At 68.6% G+C, this 15569-nt stretch carries 17 protein-coding genes; 12 read left to right on the forward strand and 5 right to left on the reverse strand.

Annotated elements, in window-relative coordinates; genetic code table 11:
* Positions 1 to 2: 2 nt before the first annotated feature.
* Positions 3 to 932 carry an ATP-grasp ribosomal peptide maturase gene (gene tgmB / locus J7E87_RS21840; protein ID WP_215096171.1) on the forward strand — a complete coding sequence of 310 codons (930 nt, stop codon included), beginning with the start codon at positions 3 to 5 and terminating at the stop codon, positions 930 to 932.
* A gap of 177 nt (positions 933 to 1109) precedes the next feature.
* Here the strand turns inward: tgmB and J7E87_RS21845 are convergent, their stop codons facing one another.
* The gene (locus tag J7E87_RS21845) at positions 1110 to 2486 is read right to left on the reverse strand and encodes a hypothetical protein (RefSeq protein ID WP_215096172.1); all 1377 of its coding nucleotides are present in this window, start codon (positions 2484 to 2486) and stop codon (positions 1110 to 1112) included.
* 415 nt (positions 2487 to 2901) lie between these two features.
* On the opposite strand from J7E87_RS21845, the gene J7E87_RS21850 reads away from it, so the two are divergent.
* From J7E87_RS21850 to J7E87_RS21870, 5 genes are all read left to right on the forward strand, one after another.
* Positions 2902 to 3456, forward strand: coding sequence for a PASTA domain-containing protein (locus J7E87_RS21850; protein ID WP_215096173.1), 555 nt, complete (start codon positions 2902 to 2904; stop codon positions 3454 to 3456).
* A 359-nt stretch (positions 3457 to 3815) separates the two neighbouring features.
* On the forward strand, positions 3816 to 4154 hold the full coding sequence (locus tag J7E87_RS21855; RefSeq protein ID WP_215096174.1) for an antibiotic biosynthesis monooxygenase: 339 nt from the start codon (positions 3816 to 3818) through the stop codon (positions 4152 to 4154).
* Positions 4151 to 5035, forward strand: a complete 885-nt coding sequence (locus tag J7E87_RS21860; RefSeq protein ID WP_215096175.1) for an NAD(P)-dependent oxidoreductase — start codon at positions 4151 to 4153, stop codon at positions 5033 to 5035. The genes J7E87_RS21855 and J7E87_RS21860 overlap by 4 nt, the downstream gene beginning before the upstream one ends.
* Positions 5032 to 5988 (forward strand): amidohydrolase family protein, encoded by a 957-nt coding sequence (locus J7E87_RS21865; RefSeq protein ID WP_215096176.1) that lies wholly within the window; start codon positions 5032 to 5034, stop codon positions 5986 to 5988. Before J7E87_RS21860 ends, J7E87_RS21865 begins: the two co-directional genes overlap by 4 nt.
* Positions 5985 to 7229, forward strand: a complete 1245-nt coding sequence (locus J7E87_RS21870; protein ID WP_215096177.1) for a cytochrome P450 — start codon at positions 5985 to 5987, stop codon at positions 7227 to 7229. The genes J7E87_RS21865 and J7E87_RS21870 overlap by 4 nt, the downstream gene beginning before the upstream one ends.
* Before the next feature lie 277 nt (positions 7230 to 7506).
* Here the strand turns inward: J7E87_RS21870 and J7E87_RS21875 are convergent, their stop codons facing one another.
* Positions 7507 to 7965: an SRPBCC family protein gene (locus J7E87_RS21875; RefSeq protein ID WP_215096178.1), complete on the reverse strand. Its 459-nt coding sequence runs from the start codon at positions 7963 to 7965 to the stop codon at positions 7507 to 7509.
* Between the two features lie 100 nt (positions 7966 to 8065).
* Positions 8066 to 8557, reverse strand: a complete 492-nt coding sequence (locus tag J7E87_RS21880) for a uracil-DNA glycosylase family protein (protein WP_215096179.1) — start codon at positions 8555 to 8557, stop codon at positions 8066 to 8068.
* Here J7E87_RS21880 and J7E87_RS21885 point away from each other — a divergent pair.
* The 4 genes from J7E87_RS21885 (at position 8556) to J7E87_RS21900 (ending at position 10815) form a co-directional block, all read left to right on the forward strand.
* Positions 8556 to 9635 carry a YihY/virulence factor BrkB family protein gene (locus J7E87_RS21885; RefSeq protein WP_215096180.1) on the forward strand — a complete coding sequence of 360 codons (1080 nt, stop codon included), beginning with the start codon at positions 8556 to 8558 and terminating at the stop codon, positions 9633 to 9635. The two genes, J7E87_RS21880 and J7E87_RS21885, sit on opposite strands and share 2 nt — an antisense overlap.
* A gap of 162 nt (positions 9636 to 9797) precedes the next feature.
* The gene (locus J7E87_RS21890; RefSeq protein WP_215096181.1) at positions 9798 to 10217 is read left to right on the forward strand and encodes a phage holin family protein; all 420 of its coding nucleotides are present in this window, start codon (positions 9798 to 9800) and stop codon (positions 10215 to 10217) included.
* Positions 10214 to 10549 (forward strand): DUF3618 domain-containing protein, encoded by a 336-nt coding sequence (locus tag J7E87_RS21895; RefSeq protein ID WP_215096182.1) that lies wholly within the window; start codon positions 10214 to 10216, stop codon positions 10547 to 10549. Before J7E87_RS21890 ends, J7E87_RS21895 begins: the two co-directional genes overlap by 4 nt.
* Complete coding sequence (locus J7E87_RS21900; protein WP_215096183.1) at positions 10549 to 10815, forward strand: DUF4235 domain-containing protein; 267 nt, start codon at positions 10549 to 10551, stop codon at positions 10813 to 10815. The genes J7E87_RS21895 and J7E87_RS21900 overlap by 1 nt, the downstream gene beginning before the upstream one ends.
* Before the next feature lie 68 nt (positions 10816 to 10883).
* Here J7E87_RS21900 and J7E87_RS21905 read toward each other — a convergent pair whose 3' ends face one another.
* Positions 10884 to 11624, reverse strand: a complete 741-nt coding sequence (locus J7E87_RS21905) for a TetR/AcrR family transcriptional regulator (protein ID WP_215096184.1) — start codon at positions 11622 to 11624, stop codon at positions 10884 to 10886.
* Between the two features lie 153 nt (positions 11625 to 11777).
* Here J7E87_RS21905 and J7E87_RS21910 point away from each other — a divergent pair, with 153 nt between their 5' ends.
* Together J7E87_RS21910 and J7E87_RS21915 are read left to right on the forward strand one after the other, a co-directional pair.
* Positions 11778 to 13001 carry a saccharopine dehydrogenase family protein gene (locus J7E87_RS21910; protein WP_215096185.1) on the forward strand — a complete coding sequence of 408 codons (1224 nt, stop codon included), beginning with the start codon at positions 11778 to 11780 and terminating at the stop codon, positions 12999 to 13001.
* Between the two features lie 264 nt (positions 13002 to 13265).
* The gene (locus J7E87_RS21915) at positions 13266 to 13814 is read left to right on the forward strand and encodes a hypothetical protein (protein WP_251017807.1); all 549 of its coding nucleotides are present in this window, start codon (positions 13266 to 13268) and stop codon (positions 13812 to 13814) included.
* A 64-nt stretch (positions 13815 to 13878) separates the two neighbouring features.
* Here J7E87_RS21915 and J7E87_RS21920 read toward each other — a convergent pair whose 3' ends face one another.
* Positions 13879 to 15237: a cytochrome P450 gene (locus J7E87_RS21920; protein ID WP_308313005.1), complete on the reverse strand. Its 1359-nt coding sequence runs from the start codon at positions 15235 to 15237 to the stop codon at positions 13879 to 13881.
* Between the last annotated feature and the right edge of the window lie 332 nt (positions 15238 to 15569).

Genomic DNA, 15569 nt, shown 5'->3' on the forward strand with positions numbered 1-15569 from the left:
CGATGACGGTGCTGATCCTGACTTCCGAGCAGGATGTGACCGCCGACATGGTGGTGGCGCAGTTGCACGAACGAGGCGTTCCGCTGGTGCGGTTCGATCCGGGGGACCTTCCCGGTGAGGGCGCGCTGTCGGCCGAGTATGTTCGGGGCGAGTTCCGCGGCTATCTGTCGGCGGGCGGGCGTGTCGTGAGTATGAGTGGCCTGCGTTCCATATGGATGCGCAGGCCCAACGAGCCGGCGGCGCACGCCGCCGAGCCGTCCGCATGGCTGTCCGCGGAAAGCGGGCAGGCGTTGTACGGGATGCTGGACTGTACGAATGCGCGCTGGATGAACGATCCCGGCGCGGCGACGAAGGCACGTCAAAAGCCATGGCAGCTTCGTCTCGCGCACCGGAGCGGTTTCCCGGTGCCGGCCACGATCATCACCACCTATCCGCAGGTCGCGCGCCAGTTCGCGGAGCAGTACCGGCACGTTGTGGTGAAGACCGTGTCGGGCAAGCCGCCCAGCGATCCGCCGATGGCGCTGCCCACCACATTGGTGCCACCGGATGCGGACTTCGCCGGTGTCGCTGCCGGTCCTACCTTGCTGCAGCGCTATATCGCCAAGCGCGCCGACGTCCGGCTGACCAGTGTCGGTGACGAGCAGTTCGCCGCGCGGAAGGTCTCGGAGCCGGGGCAGGTGGACGGACGGTACGGAGACACGGGACACGTCTGGGAACCCGTCGAGGTGCCCGCTCGCATCACGCGGGCCGTTGCCGCCTACAAGGACCTCGCCAATCTGGCGTACGGCGCCTTCGACTTCGCGGAGGACTCGGAAGGGACGTGGTGGTTCCTGGAGTGCAACCAGGGAGGTCAGTTCGGCTTTGTGGAGTTGGAGACGGGCCTGCCGATAGCCGAAGCGGTGGCCGGCTGGCTGAGTTTTACAGCCGAGTGATCCACGGTGGCCGTGTGGTGGTGGCGTCCTGCCGACGCGCCTGCGGTGCCGGCGTAAAGGGCCCAGGGGTGCAGGTGTTCTCCTTCCGGACTGCGCCCCTGCGCAAGCACAGGAGCCCGAGCCGTGAGGAGCCCTGCCGGATTCCCCGGCAGGGCTCTTCGTTGCCGGTCCGGGGCGTCAGGCGACGATGCCCTTGCCCTGTGCCAGCAGCCATTCCCGGTGCAGGGCGCCCAGGGGGATGCGGTGCTCGAAGACCGGCGTGCCGAAGATGGACAGCTGCAGCTGAAGCCACCCCGTCAGATCCAGCCCGCCGTATATCTTCCAACCACCGGCGAGGGACTCGGGCGTGGCCGCGGCAGTGGCTTCGCCTCGTACGTACGGGGCGAGATCCGCGGTGAGGCCGACCGCGCCGTACAGCCCGACGGTGGCCTCGGCGCCGAGGGCGGCCTTCACCGTGCCGGCCGCCGCGACCTTCGCCTGCACCGGGGTACTGGTCATGTCGGAGGTGCTGACGGGCTTCCAGCCACCAGCCTTCGAGTAGCTGCCGCCGATTCGGAAGCCGCCCTTGAGATCTTGCTTTACGTCGACGCTGACGGTGCCGTTCGCGGCCACCTGGACGTACGCCGTGAGGTCCAGGTTCACCACGACCGGCACCGGCCCGACCTGGATCACGGGATCCGCGTGAAGCTTGACGAAGGGAATCCGCACCGGCTTGCCGCCCGCCGCGGCCCTGCCCTTCAGCTGCCACTGTGACGTCCAGTCACCGGTGAGGCCCAGGAACGCGGAGTCCGGGGTGAGGGCGGAGGACCCGTCGTACGAGAACTCGACCTCGGGGGCGAGCTGCACATAGCCCGCGACCGTCGCCGCCCCCGCCACGGGAGCGCCCTCGGTGACAGGGAGCGGAACCGACCCTCCGACATCGATCCGCAGGCTGCCCAGGGGCAACTTCGCACCCTGGGGGCCCACATGAATGTTCCCGGTCTTGGCCCAGGAGACCTTCACGCCCTGGACCAGCGGCTCGACATCGACGGTCGCCGGATCGACCGGTACGGTCCCGTCGGCTTTGTCGTCGCCGAGCAGCGCACCGAGCGTCGCCGGTTCGGTCTTGACCTCGGTGCCCTTCTGGGTCTTCCCGGCAACGCCGGTGACCTTGGCGAGCAGCCCGTCGGGAGCCCCGGGCGCGGGCCCGCTGGCGATGACGTCCCCGACGGCGGGGACGTCATCGGGGGAGGCGGTCGCCGATGGAGCCTGTTTCTTAAGGGATATGACGGCCCGTCGGCTACTGCTGTCGTAGGAGGCGACCTTGAGCGGCGACTTCTTCGCCTTCCCGCCCTCGCCGGCACGGGCGACGCCGGTCGGCTCCCCCTTGGGCGTCCCGGCGACGGCGAGTTGCCGCGTGGGGTCGGGGGCGGGGTCGGCGACGCTGGTGGAACGCGGCGCATCGGCGCCGGCCGCAGCCGGGGACGCCCCGGTCTCGGCCGAACACCCGGTGGTGAGCAGGGAAACGGTGGCCAGAACCGCCAACAGGGCATGTCTGACAGACAGCTTACGCACGTGGGAATCCTCAGAGCGTGTGGTGGGGGGTACGCGCAACAGGAAGAACTCGCGAAATACCAGCGAGTAACAACTGGCCCTGACGATCCCACGCGACCACGCCGACCGCGCAGACTCTTCACATCCTCGCCCATGACCTACGTCACACCGCTATTGCCCCGTGCCGTGAACGGGCCTTCGGGCGGGGCCCGTTGAGCGTCAATCGGGGGGCATCGACAAGGGCTCACCGTCGATGAGGGCCTATGGGTGTGCGGCGTCCCGTGGTTGCGGTCGCGGCGCTGACGAATCACCTGTGGAGGTCACGCATCATCCGCTGTTCAGTTACAGCTTGGTCACCAGCGGAACGGATCCTTCATATGCGGCGAACCGGCACCGCTACGGTCAAGCCTCCACGAACCACCCTTGGGGGGATGCAATGACCTCGAATCAGCTGCCGCAGCAGCCGCACACACCGCAATGGGGACCGGCCGCCAAGCCGCCGTCGCCCCGGCCCGGGTGGGCGCGGAAGCGCATCGTCGTTCCCGCCGCCGTCGTCCTCTTCTTCACCGGCGTCGGTGTCGGCGCATCCGGCAGTGGCGGCACGCAGACGACCAGCGACGCCAAAGCGGCGCCGACCGTCACAACTACCGTCACAGCGAAGGCCGCGGTGCCCCAGACGGCGGAGAAGGCCAAGCCGGGACCTACCGTCACCAAGACGGTCAGGGCGAAGCCAACGGCGGAGACTGCCGACGACAGTGATGGTGCGGCCGTGCCCGACTTCCTCGGAATGGGACTTCAAGCGGCCCAGGACACGGCACAAGCCAAAGGCTTCTACCTCCTCAAGTCCCACGACAGCACCGGTGCCGACAGGCTCCAGGTCCTTGACCGCAATTGGAAGGTCTGCACCCAGAACTACAAAGCCGGCAAGGTAATCCCCGTCGGTACCGAGATCGACTTCGGGACGGTGAAGCTCGAGGAGAACTGCCCGTAGCCCGGGGTGTCCGCAGCCCGGAGGAAGCCGCCTCCGTCGTCCCGCGGGGCGACGGAGGCTTTTGCTGCGCTGATGGCGGGCGTGGATCGACCGGGCGACGGCGCGTCAGGGTGAGCGTGGCGCGACCGAGCGAAGGCGCGTCAAGGAGTAAGCGGGTCCCTTTTGATGTCGCGTGAGGCGTCCTGAACCACCCCCGAAAAGCCCCCGAAAGGGGCCCTTCAGTTCTCACCCGTACGGGCTAGCAAACGCGGCGGAGCCCTTCTCTCCATTGGGCTGTCCCCCAGTCGGAGTTGCGTCGCCCCGGGAGCCATGAGTCGGTGGGAATCGTGTTCTGCCAGATCTCACCATCAGGAGGAGACATGAGCACAGCGCAGAAGGGCCAATCGGCCGAGAGGCTGTCCGTCGTGTACGCGGTCCACGTCATCGAGGGCGGCGAGCAAGGGTTTCGGGACGTGTACGAGCGAATACGCAAGTCCGTCGCCCAGGTACCCGGACACCTCATCGACCGGCTGGGAGAACCCCTCGACGACTCCCGGCAGTGGGTAATCACCAGTGAGTGGGAGACGCCCGAGCACTTCTTCGCCTGGCAGCAGGGCGAGGACCACCAGGCACTGGTGGCTCCGCTGCGCGAGTGGGTCGACCAGACCCAGTCGCTGCGGTTCCGGGTCATTCAGGAGACCGTCGGGGGCAAGGCATGACGCGCCTCAGCGGCCCCGTCGCCGTCCTCGGTCTGGGCACGATGGGTTCCGGCCTGGCCACCCGCCTTCTCGACCAAGGCGTTCAGGTGCGGGTCTGGAACCGCACCGCGGAGCGGACTGGTCCGCTCGCCAGGGCCGGAGCCTTCGCAGCCGCCCATCCTGCTGACGCGGTCGAGGGTACGAGCGCTGCCATCTGCACCGTGGCGGACGGCGAAGCCCTGGGCGCCGTACTGCGGGGACCGGACGGGATCCTGACCGGGGGCCCGTACCCCGGCGCGCTGGTCTGCGCCAGCACGGTCGCCCCCGAAGAGGTCGTCAGCCTCGCCGGGAACATGCAGTCCGTACTGGACGTCGGCATGCTCGGCAACCGCGAGCACGCCCGCACCGGTGAGCTGCGGCTGTTCGTCGGCGGTGAGCAGCGGGTCTTCACCGCGGGACGGCCGCTGCTCGACCTGCTGGGCAAGGAGGTCGTCCACCTCGGCGAACTCGGTTCCGGCATGCGGATGAAGCTGCTCCTCAACCTACTGATGGGGATCGAGGTGCAGGCTCTGGCCGAGGCCGTCGAGTTGGCGGCCGCCACCGGACTCGACCGGAAGCTCGTCCTGAGCACGATCGCGGGCAGCGGCTTCGCCTCGCCGGTCATGGCGTTCAAGTCGAAGCGCCTGGCGGCCGGGCGCTTCGACAAGCCCGACTTCCGGCTGCGCCTGATGGCCAAGGACCTCATGCTCGCCGCGGACCAGGCGGCGGAGGCCGGACTGCGCCTTCCGCTCGCCGCCGCGGCCGCGGAGACCCACATCCGCGCTACGGAGCAGGGATTCGGCGACGAAGACTGTGTCGCGGTCGCCCACGCACTCACACCGAACCCGGGAAGTCACACATGATCATCGACATCCACGGGCATCTGTCTCCGCCGGAGGCGGCCCGACGCTTCCCCATGCCCCCCAGCCTGACCGACGTCGACGGAATGCTCGCCGCCCGCGCGCAGGCCGGGATCGACCTCACCATCATCGGCAGTCCTGTCGGCGCCGGCGCGATGGCGCGAGTCCCGGGCGTCGACAACTACGCCCAGCCACGAGACCGGCTGCGGGGCTTCCACGCCTGGATGTCGGGCCTGATCGCCTCCTTCCCGGACCAGTTGCGCGGATACGTGTACGCCAACCCGTTCGGCGACGACGATCACCTGGAAGGGGTCCGGGAGACGCTGGCGGACCCCGCCTTCGTCGGCCTGATCACCAACTCGAGTGTCCACGGTGAACTGCTCGGCTCTGCGCGAGCCGACTCCTTCTTCGCGCTGGCCGCCGAGATGGGAGTGCCGGTCCTGGTGCACCCCCCGGCCGAACCGATCGGCACGGAGCGGGTGGACGACATCGGCTTCGTCGAGCAGATCGGCCGGTTCGGCGACATCACCATGGGCATGGCCATGATCGCGTTCGCGGGGTGGCTGGACAAGTACCCCGGCCTGCGACTGATCGGTGCCACCGGCGGCGGCGCGCTGGCGCTGCTGTCGGAACGCCTGCAGACGGCGGCGCGTCCCCGGCACTGGGGCGGGGAGGCGCCGCCGGCGCCGACCTCCGCCCCGCCGGCGGCCGACCCGGCCGCGGCGCTGCAGCGCATGTATGTCGACACCAGCCCGCTGAGCCCGGCGCACCTCGGCCTCAACGCGGAGGTGCTGGGACCGGAGCGGATGCTGTTCGGCACCGACTCACCGCCGATGTCCGCGCCGCTGGAGGAGCTCCTGCACATAATCGAGAAGCTGCCCATCGACAAGGCCTCCCAGCAGCTCATCCTCGGTGGCAACGCCGAGGCCCTCTTCGACCTCAGGAGCCGTCCGTGACCACCGTGGAAGACCCTGTCGCCGCAGCCGCGCGGTGCACCCCCGAGTTCAGACGGAACCCGCACCCCGTCTACGCGCACCTCAGGGATGAGGCGCCCGTCTGCCCGATGCGGCCGCCGCACGGCATCGACACGTACCTGATCACGCGGTACGAGGACGCGCGGGCCGCCCTGTCGGATCCGCGACTGAGCAAGGACATGTACGGGGCGATGGACGCCTACCGAAGGATCTTCGGTGACTCGTCCCTGGCTCTGGACGACAACATGCTCAACTCCGACCCGCCCAAGCACACCCGGCTGCGCAAGCTGGTCAACTCCGAGTTCACCCCGCGCCGGGTGGAGTCGCTGCGTCCGCGGATCCAGGACGTCGTCGAGACGCTGCTGGACGGATGCGAGACGCGGGAACCGGTCGACCTGCTGCCCGCGTTCGCGTTCCCGCTGCCGATCACCGTGATCTGCGAACTGCTCGGCGTGCCGCGGGACGAGCGGTCGCAGGTGCAGGGGTGGTCCACCACGGTGGCGAACACCGGGTTCGGCGAGGAATTCAAGCAGGCGCAAGCCAAGGCGGAGGAGAGCATGCACGCGTACTTCGCGGATCTCCTCGCGCGTAAGCGCAGCCGTCCGGGTGATGACCTGCTCAGCGCGCTGACCGCAACCCGGGACAAGGACGGCGGGCTCACCGAGAACGAGCTGATCTCCACAGCGTTTCTGCTGATGTTCGCCGGTCACAAGACGACCGCCTTCCTCATCGGCAACGCCGTCTACCATCTCCTCGCCAATCCCGCGCAGCTACGCGCCGTGCGGGAGAACCCGGAGCTGGTCGGCCGGGCGGTGGAGGAACTGGTGCGCTACGACGGCTCGGTGGAGACCGCCACGTTCCGTTTCGCGACCGAGGACGTTGAGATCGCCGGGACACGGATTCCGAAGGGCGCCCTGGTACAGATCGCACTCACTGCGGCCAACCGCGACCCGCTGAAGTTCGAGTCCCCGGACCAGTTCGACGTGATGCGGCCGCAGACCGAGCAGAGCGCCCATCTGGGGTTCGGACACGGCATTCACTACTGCATGGGAGCGCCGCTGGCCAGACTGGAGATGCAACTCGCTCTCACCGGTCTGTTCAGCCGTTTCCCGAAGTTGGCTCTGGCCGACCCCGCGAGCGAGCCGCGCTGGATGGAGGTTCCGTTCCCCGCCTTCCGTGGTCTCGCGGAGCTGCCAATCGTGCTCGAGCCCGCTGTGCCGTGACCGACAGCGGGGGGACGTCGAAGTGCTGCTCGGCCGCCCCGGGGCCCCGGGGCGGCCGAGCAGCACCGGGTCGCCGGTCAGCGATGCGGTGGCTGACTGCACCACGTGGGCCGGGCGGCTGCGCGGCCCGGCCGGCGGCGGACGCCCCGACCGCCGAGACGCCGCCGCCGCCGAGCCGGGTTCGCGCGCGTGGCCGGAATCGTTCCGCCGCACCCGCTCGCCTGCGAAGAGCGCGCAGAGCGTCAAAGCAGGCGGCGGGGTGTACGCGCGGCAGAGGTCATACGGGCTTGATGCGGCCGCGCCATGCACCGGTCTCGCCGCCCCGCTGCTCGATGTACTCCTTGAAACGGTGCATATCGCCCTTGACGCGCCGGTCGATCACTCCGGCCATGTCCGCCGTCTTCTCCGCCGCCCCGCTCGGTTCGACGTCCATGACGAGGTGCACGCGGGTGCGCGTGTCGTCCAGGCGCTGGAAGCTGACGACGCCCTTCTGCTGGGTGTCGCCGCTGATGGTGCGCCAGGTGATGCGCTCGTCAGGGAGCTGGTCGACGATCTCGGTGTCGAACTCCCGCCGTACGCCCCCGATCTTGGTGGTCCAGTGATTGTGCAGGTCGTCCAGCTGCCTGACCTCCTCGACCCCCTCCATGAAGTTCGGGAACTCCTCGAACTGCGTCCACTGGTTGTAGGCGATGCGGACGGGCACTTCGACCTCGACCGTTTCCTTCACTGTGCTCATTTACAGCGTCTCCTCTTCACCGGCTGCGCGGGGCAGCGTGTCTGCCGCGCGAGCCACCGGCGACTCCTAGCGGTACCCACTACCGAGCGGATATCACCCGTCAGTGCTCGACGGACACGTGGATCGTGCCCCTAGGGCATCGCGGCGGCCGGTGGAGTGCTTCGGCGGTCACGCGCAGGTCGCAGACGAGCCCGGCGTACGCGGATTCACGGTCGTCCGAGCGCAGGACAGCCGAGGGATGAAGGGTCGCCACGACGTACGTCTCCGACTCCTCGCCGGACGGCGGGATCAGCGCGCCCCCTTCCTTGGTCACCCGCAACGCCGTTCCCAGCAGGGACTTGCCGGCCGTCGCAGCCGGCGCGACGATCACGTCCGGGCCGACTGTGCGAGGTTCGGCCTGCAGCCAGGGGCGGCAGGCGGTCATCTCACGCAAGGCCATTGAATGCCTGGAATTCGGGCACGCGCTCGGCACGGCCGTGACGCCGGTGGACCGTCGTATCACCGGGCCACAGCCGGTCGGCCACGATGAGTGCGGATTTGCTGCTTTACATGGCGTTTCATGATGCGGACTTGTGGCTACCCGCAACGTCATGGCAGGGATTCAGCGACGTAGGCGCGGGGATGCGCAGCAACCCGACGGCCGGCACGAGCCCGGACGCGGGGGAGAGGATGCCCCGGCGGAGGGCGACGTGGGGCCCGCTCCGCAGGTGGAGCGGAATGAGCCGGAAGCACCGACCGATATGCCGAGGAAGTCGTGGGGAGCGGTGCTGCGGCGGACGGTGGCGGAGTTCAAGGACGATGAGCTGGCCGACCGGGCGGCGGCGCTGACCTACTACGGGGTGCTTGCACTCTTCCCCGCGCTGCTGGTGCTGGTCTCGCTGCTGGGAATCGCGGGCGAATCGGCGACGAAGACCATCCTGGACAACCTCAAGCAGCTCACCCCCGGTTCGGCCCGCAACATCATCACCGGCGCGGTCGAGCAGCTGCAGGCCAGCCGCGACACCGGATCCATCCTGGCGATCGTCGCTCTGCTGGTCGCGCTGTGGTCGGCGTCCGGGTATGTGGCCGCGTTCATCCGATCCTCCAACGCCGTCTATGACATCCCCGAGGGGCGGCCGGTGTGGAAGGTCACCCCTTTGCGCCTGGCCCTGACGCTGGTGCTGATGATCATGGCGTGCGTGAGTGCGCTGATCGTGGTGTTCACGGGCGGTATTGCCAGGCAGGTGGGCAAAGCGCTGGGGATGGGCGACACGGCGCTGACGGTGTGGTCGATCGCCAAGTGGCCGGTCCTGGTCCTGCTGGTCACCATCATGATCGCGATCCTTTACTGGGCGTCGCCGAACGCGAGGGGCCGCGGCTTCAGGTGGGTCACCCCGGGCAGCTTCCTGGCCCTGGTGATCTGGATGATCGCGTCGGCCGGCTTCGCGCTGTACGTGGCGAACTTCGCCTCCTACAACAAGACCTACGGCACCCTGGCCGGGGTGATCGTTTTCCTGGTCTGGCTGTGGATCACGAATCTGGCAATCCTGCTGGGCCTGGAATTCGACGCGGAGTTGACCCGGGAGCGCGCGATCGTCGGCGGCCACCCCAAGGACGAGGAGCCGTACGTCGAGCCCCGCGACACCCGCAAGTGGAGTGAGGAGGACCGCAAGGAGATGGGCAGCGACTGAGCCGGGATGCGGCCGGATGGGCAAACCGGGCGGGGGTAGGCGTCCAGAGGCCAATCCGTGCACGGCGGGAACGGCCCCGCCCCGACGCCGGTCACAGTCGGCCGCTCCCGCCGGACAGACCCGCTCTTCCAACGGCTGAGTTACGAAAGGCAGGTCACGAGCATGAGCAGGTCACTGGACCATCCGCCGCGGCAGGACACCGAGGCTTCGGTGAGCGAGCTGGTCAAGCAGGCATCCGAGCAGATGTCTCAGCTGATGCGGCAGGAGCTGAGGCTTGCGCAGGCGGAGATGAAGCAAAAAGGCAAGCGGTTCGGGATGGGCGGAGGGCTGTTCGGCGGAGCCGGAGTGGTGGGCTTCATCGCCCTGCAGGCGCTGGCGGCCACCGCGATCGTGGCGCTGGATCTGGTCTGGCCGCTCTGGGGCTCGGCGCTTGCCGTGGCCGTCGTCCTGCTTGCGGTGGCTGCCGTACTCGCCGCCGCGGGGAAGAAGCAGGTCCGCCAGGCCGCCCCGCCCGCGCCCGAGCAGGCGATCGACAGTGTGAAGGCCGACGTGGCCGAGATCAAGGAGAGGGCACACCGATGACGGACAAGTCCCACAGTCACTCCACGCCCACCCCTGAGCAACTGCGTGAGCAGGTGGAGGTCACCCGAGACAAGCTGGGGCAGACGGTCGAAGCGCTGGCCGGCAAGGCGGATGTCAAAGCCCAGGCACAGCAGAAGGCGGCGAAGGTGAAGAGCCAGGTGCAGGACAAGGCCGCCCACGCACTGCAGGTCGCCCAGGACAAGACCCCCGAGCCGGTACGAAGGGCGGGCCATGCGGTCGGACGGGGGCACGGTAACCAGGTTCTGCTCATCACCGGCGGTGTGGCCGCGCTCGGCGTGTTCATCTTCATGCGACGCAGCAGGAGGTGCTGATGCAAGCGTCCAAGGTTGCCTATAAGCCCGTCGGCTTTGCGCTGGGCGCCGTGAGCGGTGCCGTCGCCGGCGCTGCCTTCAAGCAGGTGTGGAAGGTCATCGGCCATGACGATGATGCCCCGGACGCCACCGACCAGGACCGCAGCTGGCGGGAAGTTCTGATCGCCGCCATGCTGCAAGGCGCGATCTTTGCCGTGGTCAAGGCTGCGGTCGACCGCGGCGGAGCCACCGCTGTGCACCGCCTGACGGGAACCTGGCCCGGCTGACCCGGCAGTGGCCGCAACGCGCGACGTGGTCGGGGGCATGTGGCGTTGCCGCGGGGCTGCGCGCAGGCTCAGCCGTTCGCGTTCCCGCTCACGCCCCCGTTCCCGCGTTGTGCCTTGCTGAGCTGGGCCGATGCACTGTCCAGCAGCATCTCCAGCGCGGTGGGATAGGCGCTCTCGTTCATCCGGGCGACCAGCAGGTGCGCGGTCGCCGCGATGTGCGGATGGGTCGCGGCGGGCAGCCGGGCGTAGGTGGCCTGCCAGACCTCCTCGTCCGCCGCGCGTGCCCCCGCCGGCAGCGCCAGTGAGGCTGCGTCCAGCGCGGCGAATGCCAGGCTCTGGTCGATGAACGCGTGATAGATCCGCACTGCGTCGACGTCCGCGAAGCCGGCTGTGCGCAGCAGCCCCAGGATCGTCTCGTCAGCCGCCAATTCCCAGCCTTTGCCACTCACCCGGCTGGCGGTCAGCACAGCCGCGTGGGGATGCCCGAGGTACGCGGTGTGGATGCGCAACCCCAGCTCCCGCAGATCGGCGCGCCAGTCACCGGAGCCTGCCCACCCCGACAGGGCGCGTCCCACGAGCACGTTCCCGATGGCGAGCGTCAGGTCGTCGATGCCGCTGAAGTACCGGTACAGCGTGCTCGGGTCCGCCCCCAGGGCAGTGCCGAGGCGGCGGACGGTCAGGCCCGTGCTCCCGTGTTCCCGCAGCATGCGCAGCGCGGTCTCCACAATCAGCTGCTCAGAGAGCACCGCGCCGTTCTTCGTGGGGCGACGACGCCTCCGGGCTTCCTCGGATACCACAGGCTTGGGCACGTCACGCTCCCTCTACGACCATCGCCATGACCCCAGCGACCTTATGCCAACATGATTGACGTTAACAGTGGTCCGCGCGTTGGATCGGGTCCCACAGGCACCGCGCCCTTCAGCAGCGCCCTGCACGCTGTGTCTGGGAAATGGAGTTTGGCCATGCGCGTTCTTCTCGTGGGGGCCGGCGGCGTCGGTACCGCCATCACCCGGATCGCGGCCCGCCGGTCCTTCTTCGACCACGTGGTCGTTGCCGACTATGACCTCTCCCGCGCCGAAGCCGCCGTCGCGGCCCTGGAGCCGGACGGCCGCTTCAGCGCCGAACGGATCGACGCGAGCGATGAGGCCGCCGTCACCTCCCTGCTGCACAGCCGTCGCTGCGACGTTCTGCTCAACGCCACCGACCCCCGCTTCGTGATGCCGCTGTTCCAGGCGGCCCTGGCCGCCGGGGCGCACTACCTCGACATGGCGATGTCCCTGTCGCGCCCACACCCGGAGCGTCCCAACGAGCTCTGCGGCGTCAAGCTCGGCGACACGCAGTTCGAGCGCGCCGCGGACTGGGAGAAAGCCGGTTCCCTCGCCCTTGTCGGCATGGGCGTCGAGCCGGGGCTGTCCGACGTCTTCGCCCGGCATGCCGCCGAGGAACTCTTCGACGAGATCGAGGAGATCGGCATCCGCGACGGGGCGAACCTCACGGTCGACGGTTACGACTTCGCGCCCTCGTTCAGCATCTGGACCACCATCGAGGAATGCCTCAACGCGCCCGTCGTCTACGAAGCCGGCCGCGGCTGGTTCACCACCGCCCCCTTCAGCGAGCCCGAGGTCTTCGACTTCCCCGAGGGGATCGGACCCGTCGAGTGCGTCAACGTGGAGCACGAGGAGGTCCTGCTGGTGCCGCGCTGGGTGGACGCGGGACGCGTCACCTTCAAGTACGGCCTCGGTGAGGACTTCATCCGTACGCTGCAGACGCTGCACCTGCTGGGGCTGGACCGCACCGATCCGGTGCCGGTGCCCGCGGCGGACGGATCGGGCACGGTCCACGTCTCGCCGCGGGACGTGGTCGCCGCCTGCCTGCCGGACCCGGCGGCCCTCGGGGAGCGCATGCACGGCAAGACCTGTGCGGGCACCTGGGTCAAGGGCACCAAGGACGGCCGCCCGCGCGAGGTCTACCTGTACCACGTGGTCGACAACCAGTGGTCCATGCGTGAGTACGGCTGCCAGGCGGTCGTGTGGCAGACCGCCATCAACCCCGTCGTCGCACTGGAACTGATCGCCGCCGGTACCTGGTCCGGCAGCGGCGTTCTCGGCCCCGAGGCGCTTCCCGCCCGGCCTTTCCTGGACCTGCTGACCGAGTACGGCTCACCCTGGGGCATGCGCGAGCAGTGACAGCCGCCGACGGCGAACGGGCGGCACACGGCTGCCTGTTGTTCGATCCGGCAGAGGGGGAGTCGCCCAGATCTCGGTGACTCCCCTTCTCTGTGCCTGGGCCGACACCCGCGCCGTCGTGGATACGTGTCCGTACTCTGCCCGGTCGGCTACCTTTTGGTCCTGAAATGTGCGTTTCGGGCGCATGGCTTCACGGCGGAAGGGTGCACGCATGACGCCGATCCTGGCCGACGCTGTGGTCGGCGTGGCCGAACCCGTGTCGGCATGACTACTCCGGACCCGGATCTGGAACCGCGACCGGTCGCCTCCGAGCAGATCGCGACCGCCGCCCGTGGCCAGGCCGCGGCCGCGCGACTCAAGGAACGGATCTACGCGAACATCACGCTGGCCGCCGTCCTGGTGTCCCTCTCCGAGACGGAAGCGACCGACCATGTCGAAGCAGCGCTCACTGTGGCTGTTACTGCGCTCGGGATCTGGCTGGCCACGCTCGTCGCCGACGAGCAGTCGCATCGTTCTGCGACTGGGCGCGGCGCGAACCGGGCGGAGGTCCGGATGGCGTTGCACGTCTCCAGTCCATTGCTGCTGAGCGCCATGGGGCCCCTGGCGCTGATCGGATTGTCGGCGCTGGGCGCGGTGGAGCTGGGCACCGCGCTGCTGATCAGCTCCGGAATGGCAGTGGCGAGCCTGTTCCTTTGGGGCTGGCGGACCGGCCTGAAGATGGGCAACGGGCCGTTGAGCGCACTCGTCTCGGGTCTTTTGGACACGGCGATCGGATTGGGGGTCGTGGCCGTGAAACTCCTCTCGGGCCATTGATCTCGCCGGCGTGTCGTCTCCATAAGGACGATGACGCGCTGACAGACCACACCCATCAGGACACTCACGGGTGACGCGACTCGACCGTCATGGGGATACGGTCAGCGTGCGCCACCGCCGACGCCACCTCTTTGGGCGTGTGGCCGGGCACCGGGACCAGCTGCCATCGCGCGAGCCACGTTGCCAGCGCGATCGTCGCCTCCGTCCACACGAACGTGTCCCCGATGCACTTCCGGTTGCCTGCCCCGAACGGGATGTAAGCCTCACGCCGGATCTCCTCCCGGCGTTCCGGCAGCCACCGGTCGGGGTCGAAGCGATCGGGATCCTTGTACAGACTCGGGTCCCGGTGCAGGGCGTAGAGACTGAACCCGACCTCGGTCCCGGCAGGGATCGTGATGCCGCCCAGATCCACCGGTGCCGTGGTGCGGCGCATCAGGAACGTGACGCCATGCAGCCGGATCACCTCGTCGAGCACCCGCCGGATCCCCGCCAGCCGGGGCACGTCCTCAATGGTCACCGGCCGGTCGCCGACGACTTCCTCGATCTCCGCGACCAACTGCTCCTGCACGTCGGAATGGTTGGCCAGCTCGTGGAGCGTCCAGGCGAGCATGGAAGCCGTGGTCTCGGCGCCGGCGAAGAGAATGGTGCTGAGTTCGTCCCTGACCTCACGGTCGGACAGCGACTCCCCGGTGTCGGTGTCCTGAGCGGCGAGCAGCAACGACAGGAGATCGTTCCGGTCGGTGTGTCCGGAGCGGCGTGCGGTCATCACGACCTCGTCGATGACCTTGCGCAAGCTCGTCGCCGCGGCGTCGAAGTCACGGTTGGCGCGGATCGGCAGCCGGTCCAGGAGCTTGGGGGACGCCGCGCGTATCAGGAGGTTCTTCAGCAGTACGGGCAGGTTCTCGCGTACGGCTTCCACTGCCGGCAGCCCGATATCGGTGGAGAACATCGTCGACGCGAGCGTCTCGATGGAGTACTCGGCCATAGCCTTCTCCATCTGGATCTCCTGGCCCGCAGTCCAGGAGTCGGCCAGGACGCGCGCGTGGTGGCTCATGGTGTCGGAGTAGAACGCGATGCGCTCCTTGGAGAACATCGGCTGGACCATGCGCCGGTGCCGGCGATGCACCTCACCGTCGGCATTCGCCAGGCCGTTGCCCGCGAGCGGCCGCAGCCGGTCGAAGAACCGCCCCTTCTCGAAGCTGCGCGCCTGTTTCACCGTCACCTCGTGGACCAGTTCGGCCGAGGTTGTGACGTACACGGGCATCGTGCCGAAGTCGACACGGACCAGATCCCCGTGTTCCCGCAGCGACTTCAGAAACCTGAAGGGGTCACGCAACAGCTTCGGGACGTGCCCGAGAAGTGGCACCGCGCCGGGAGCGCGCGGAACCGATTGCAATCCGGCCGACTGCAACACAACTGACACCAAGTAATCCTTTGCTCTGCGCGGTGCGGCACACCGTCCGGTGAGCCGCGCGACCTGCGACCTCGTGCTGGAGGAGATCTCATCACCTGCCGTCCGGCAGCGCGAGGGCGGACCCCCCGGGCCGGGAGCCGCGCGCCCTTCAGCCGAGCCCACTCCCGTAACGGATCTGAAGGAGCGCCAAATATGCAGCCGCACAGACGAGTTCACCCGGACTCGCTGCTCAGAGGGATTGGAACGAGGGATATGCTGCGGGCGCTCCTGCAGTTTCACTCCCTGTGCGAGGAAGCACCTGCCGTATCCCGGTCCTTCATGATGCGCCCCATAAAAAGGCC

The sequence above is a fragment of the Streptomyces sp. ISL-1 genome, assembly GCF_018614585.1.
Classification (GTDB): Bacteria; Actinomycetota; Actinomycetes; order Streptomycetales; family Streptomycetaceae; genus Streptomyces; species Streptomyces maoxianensis.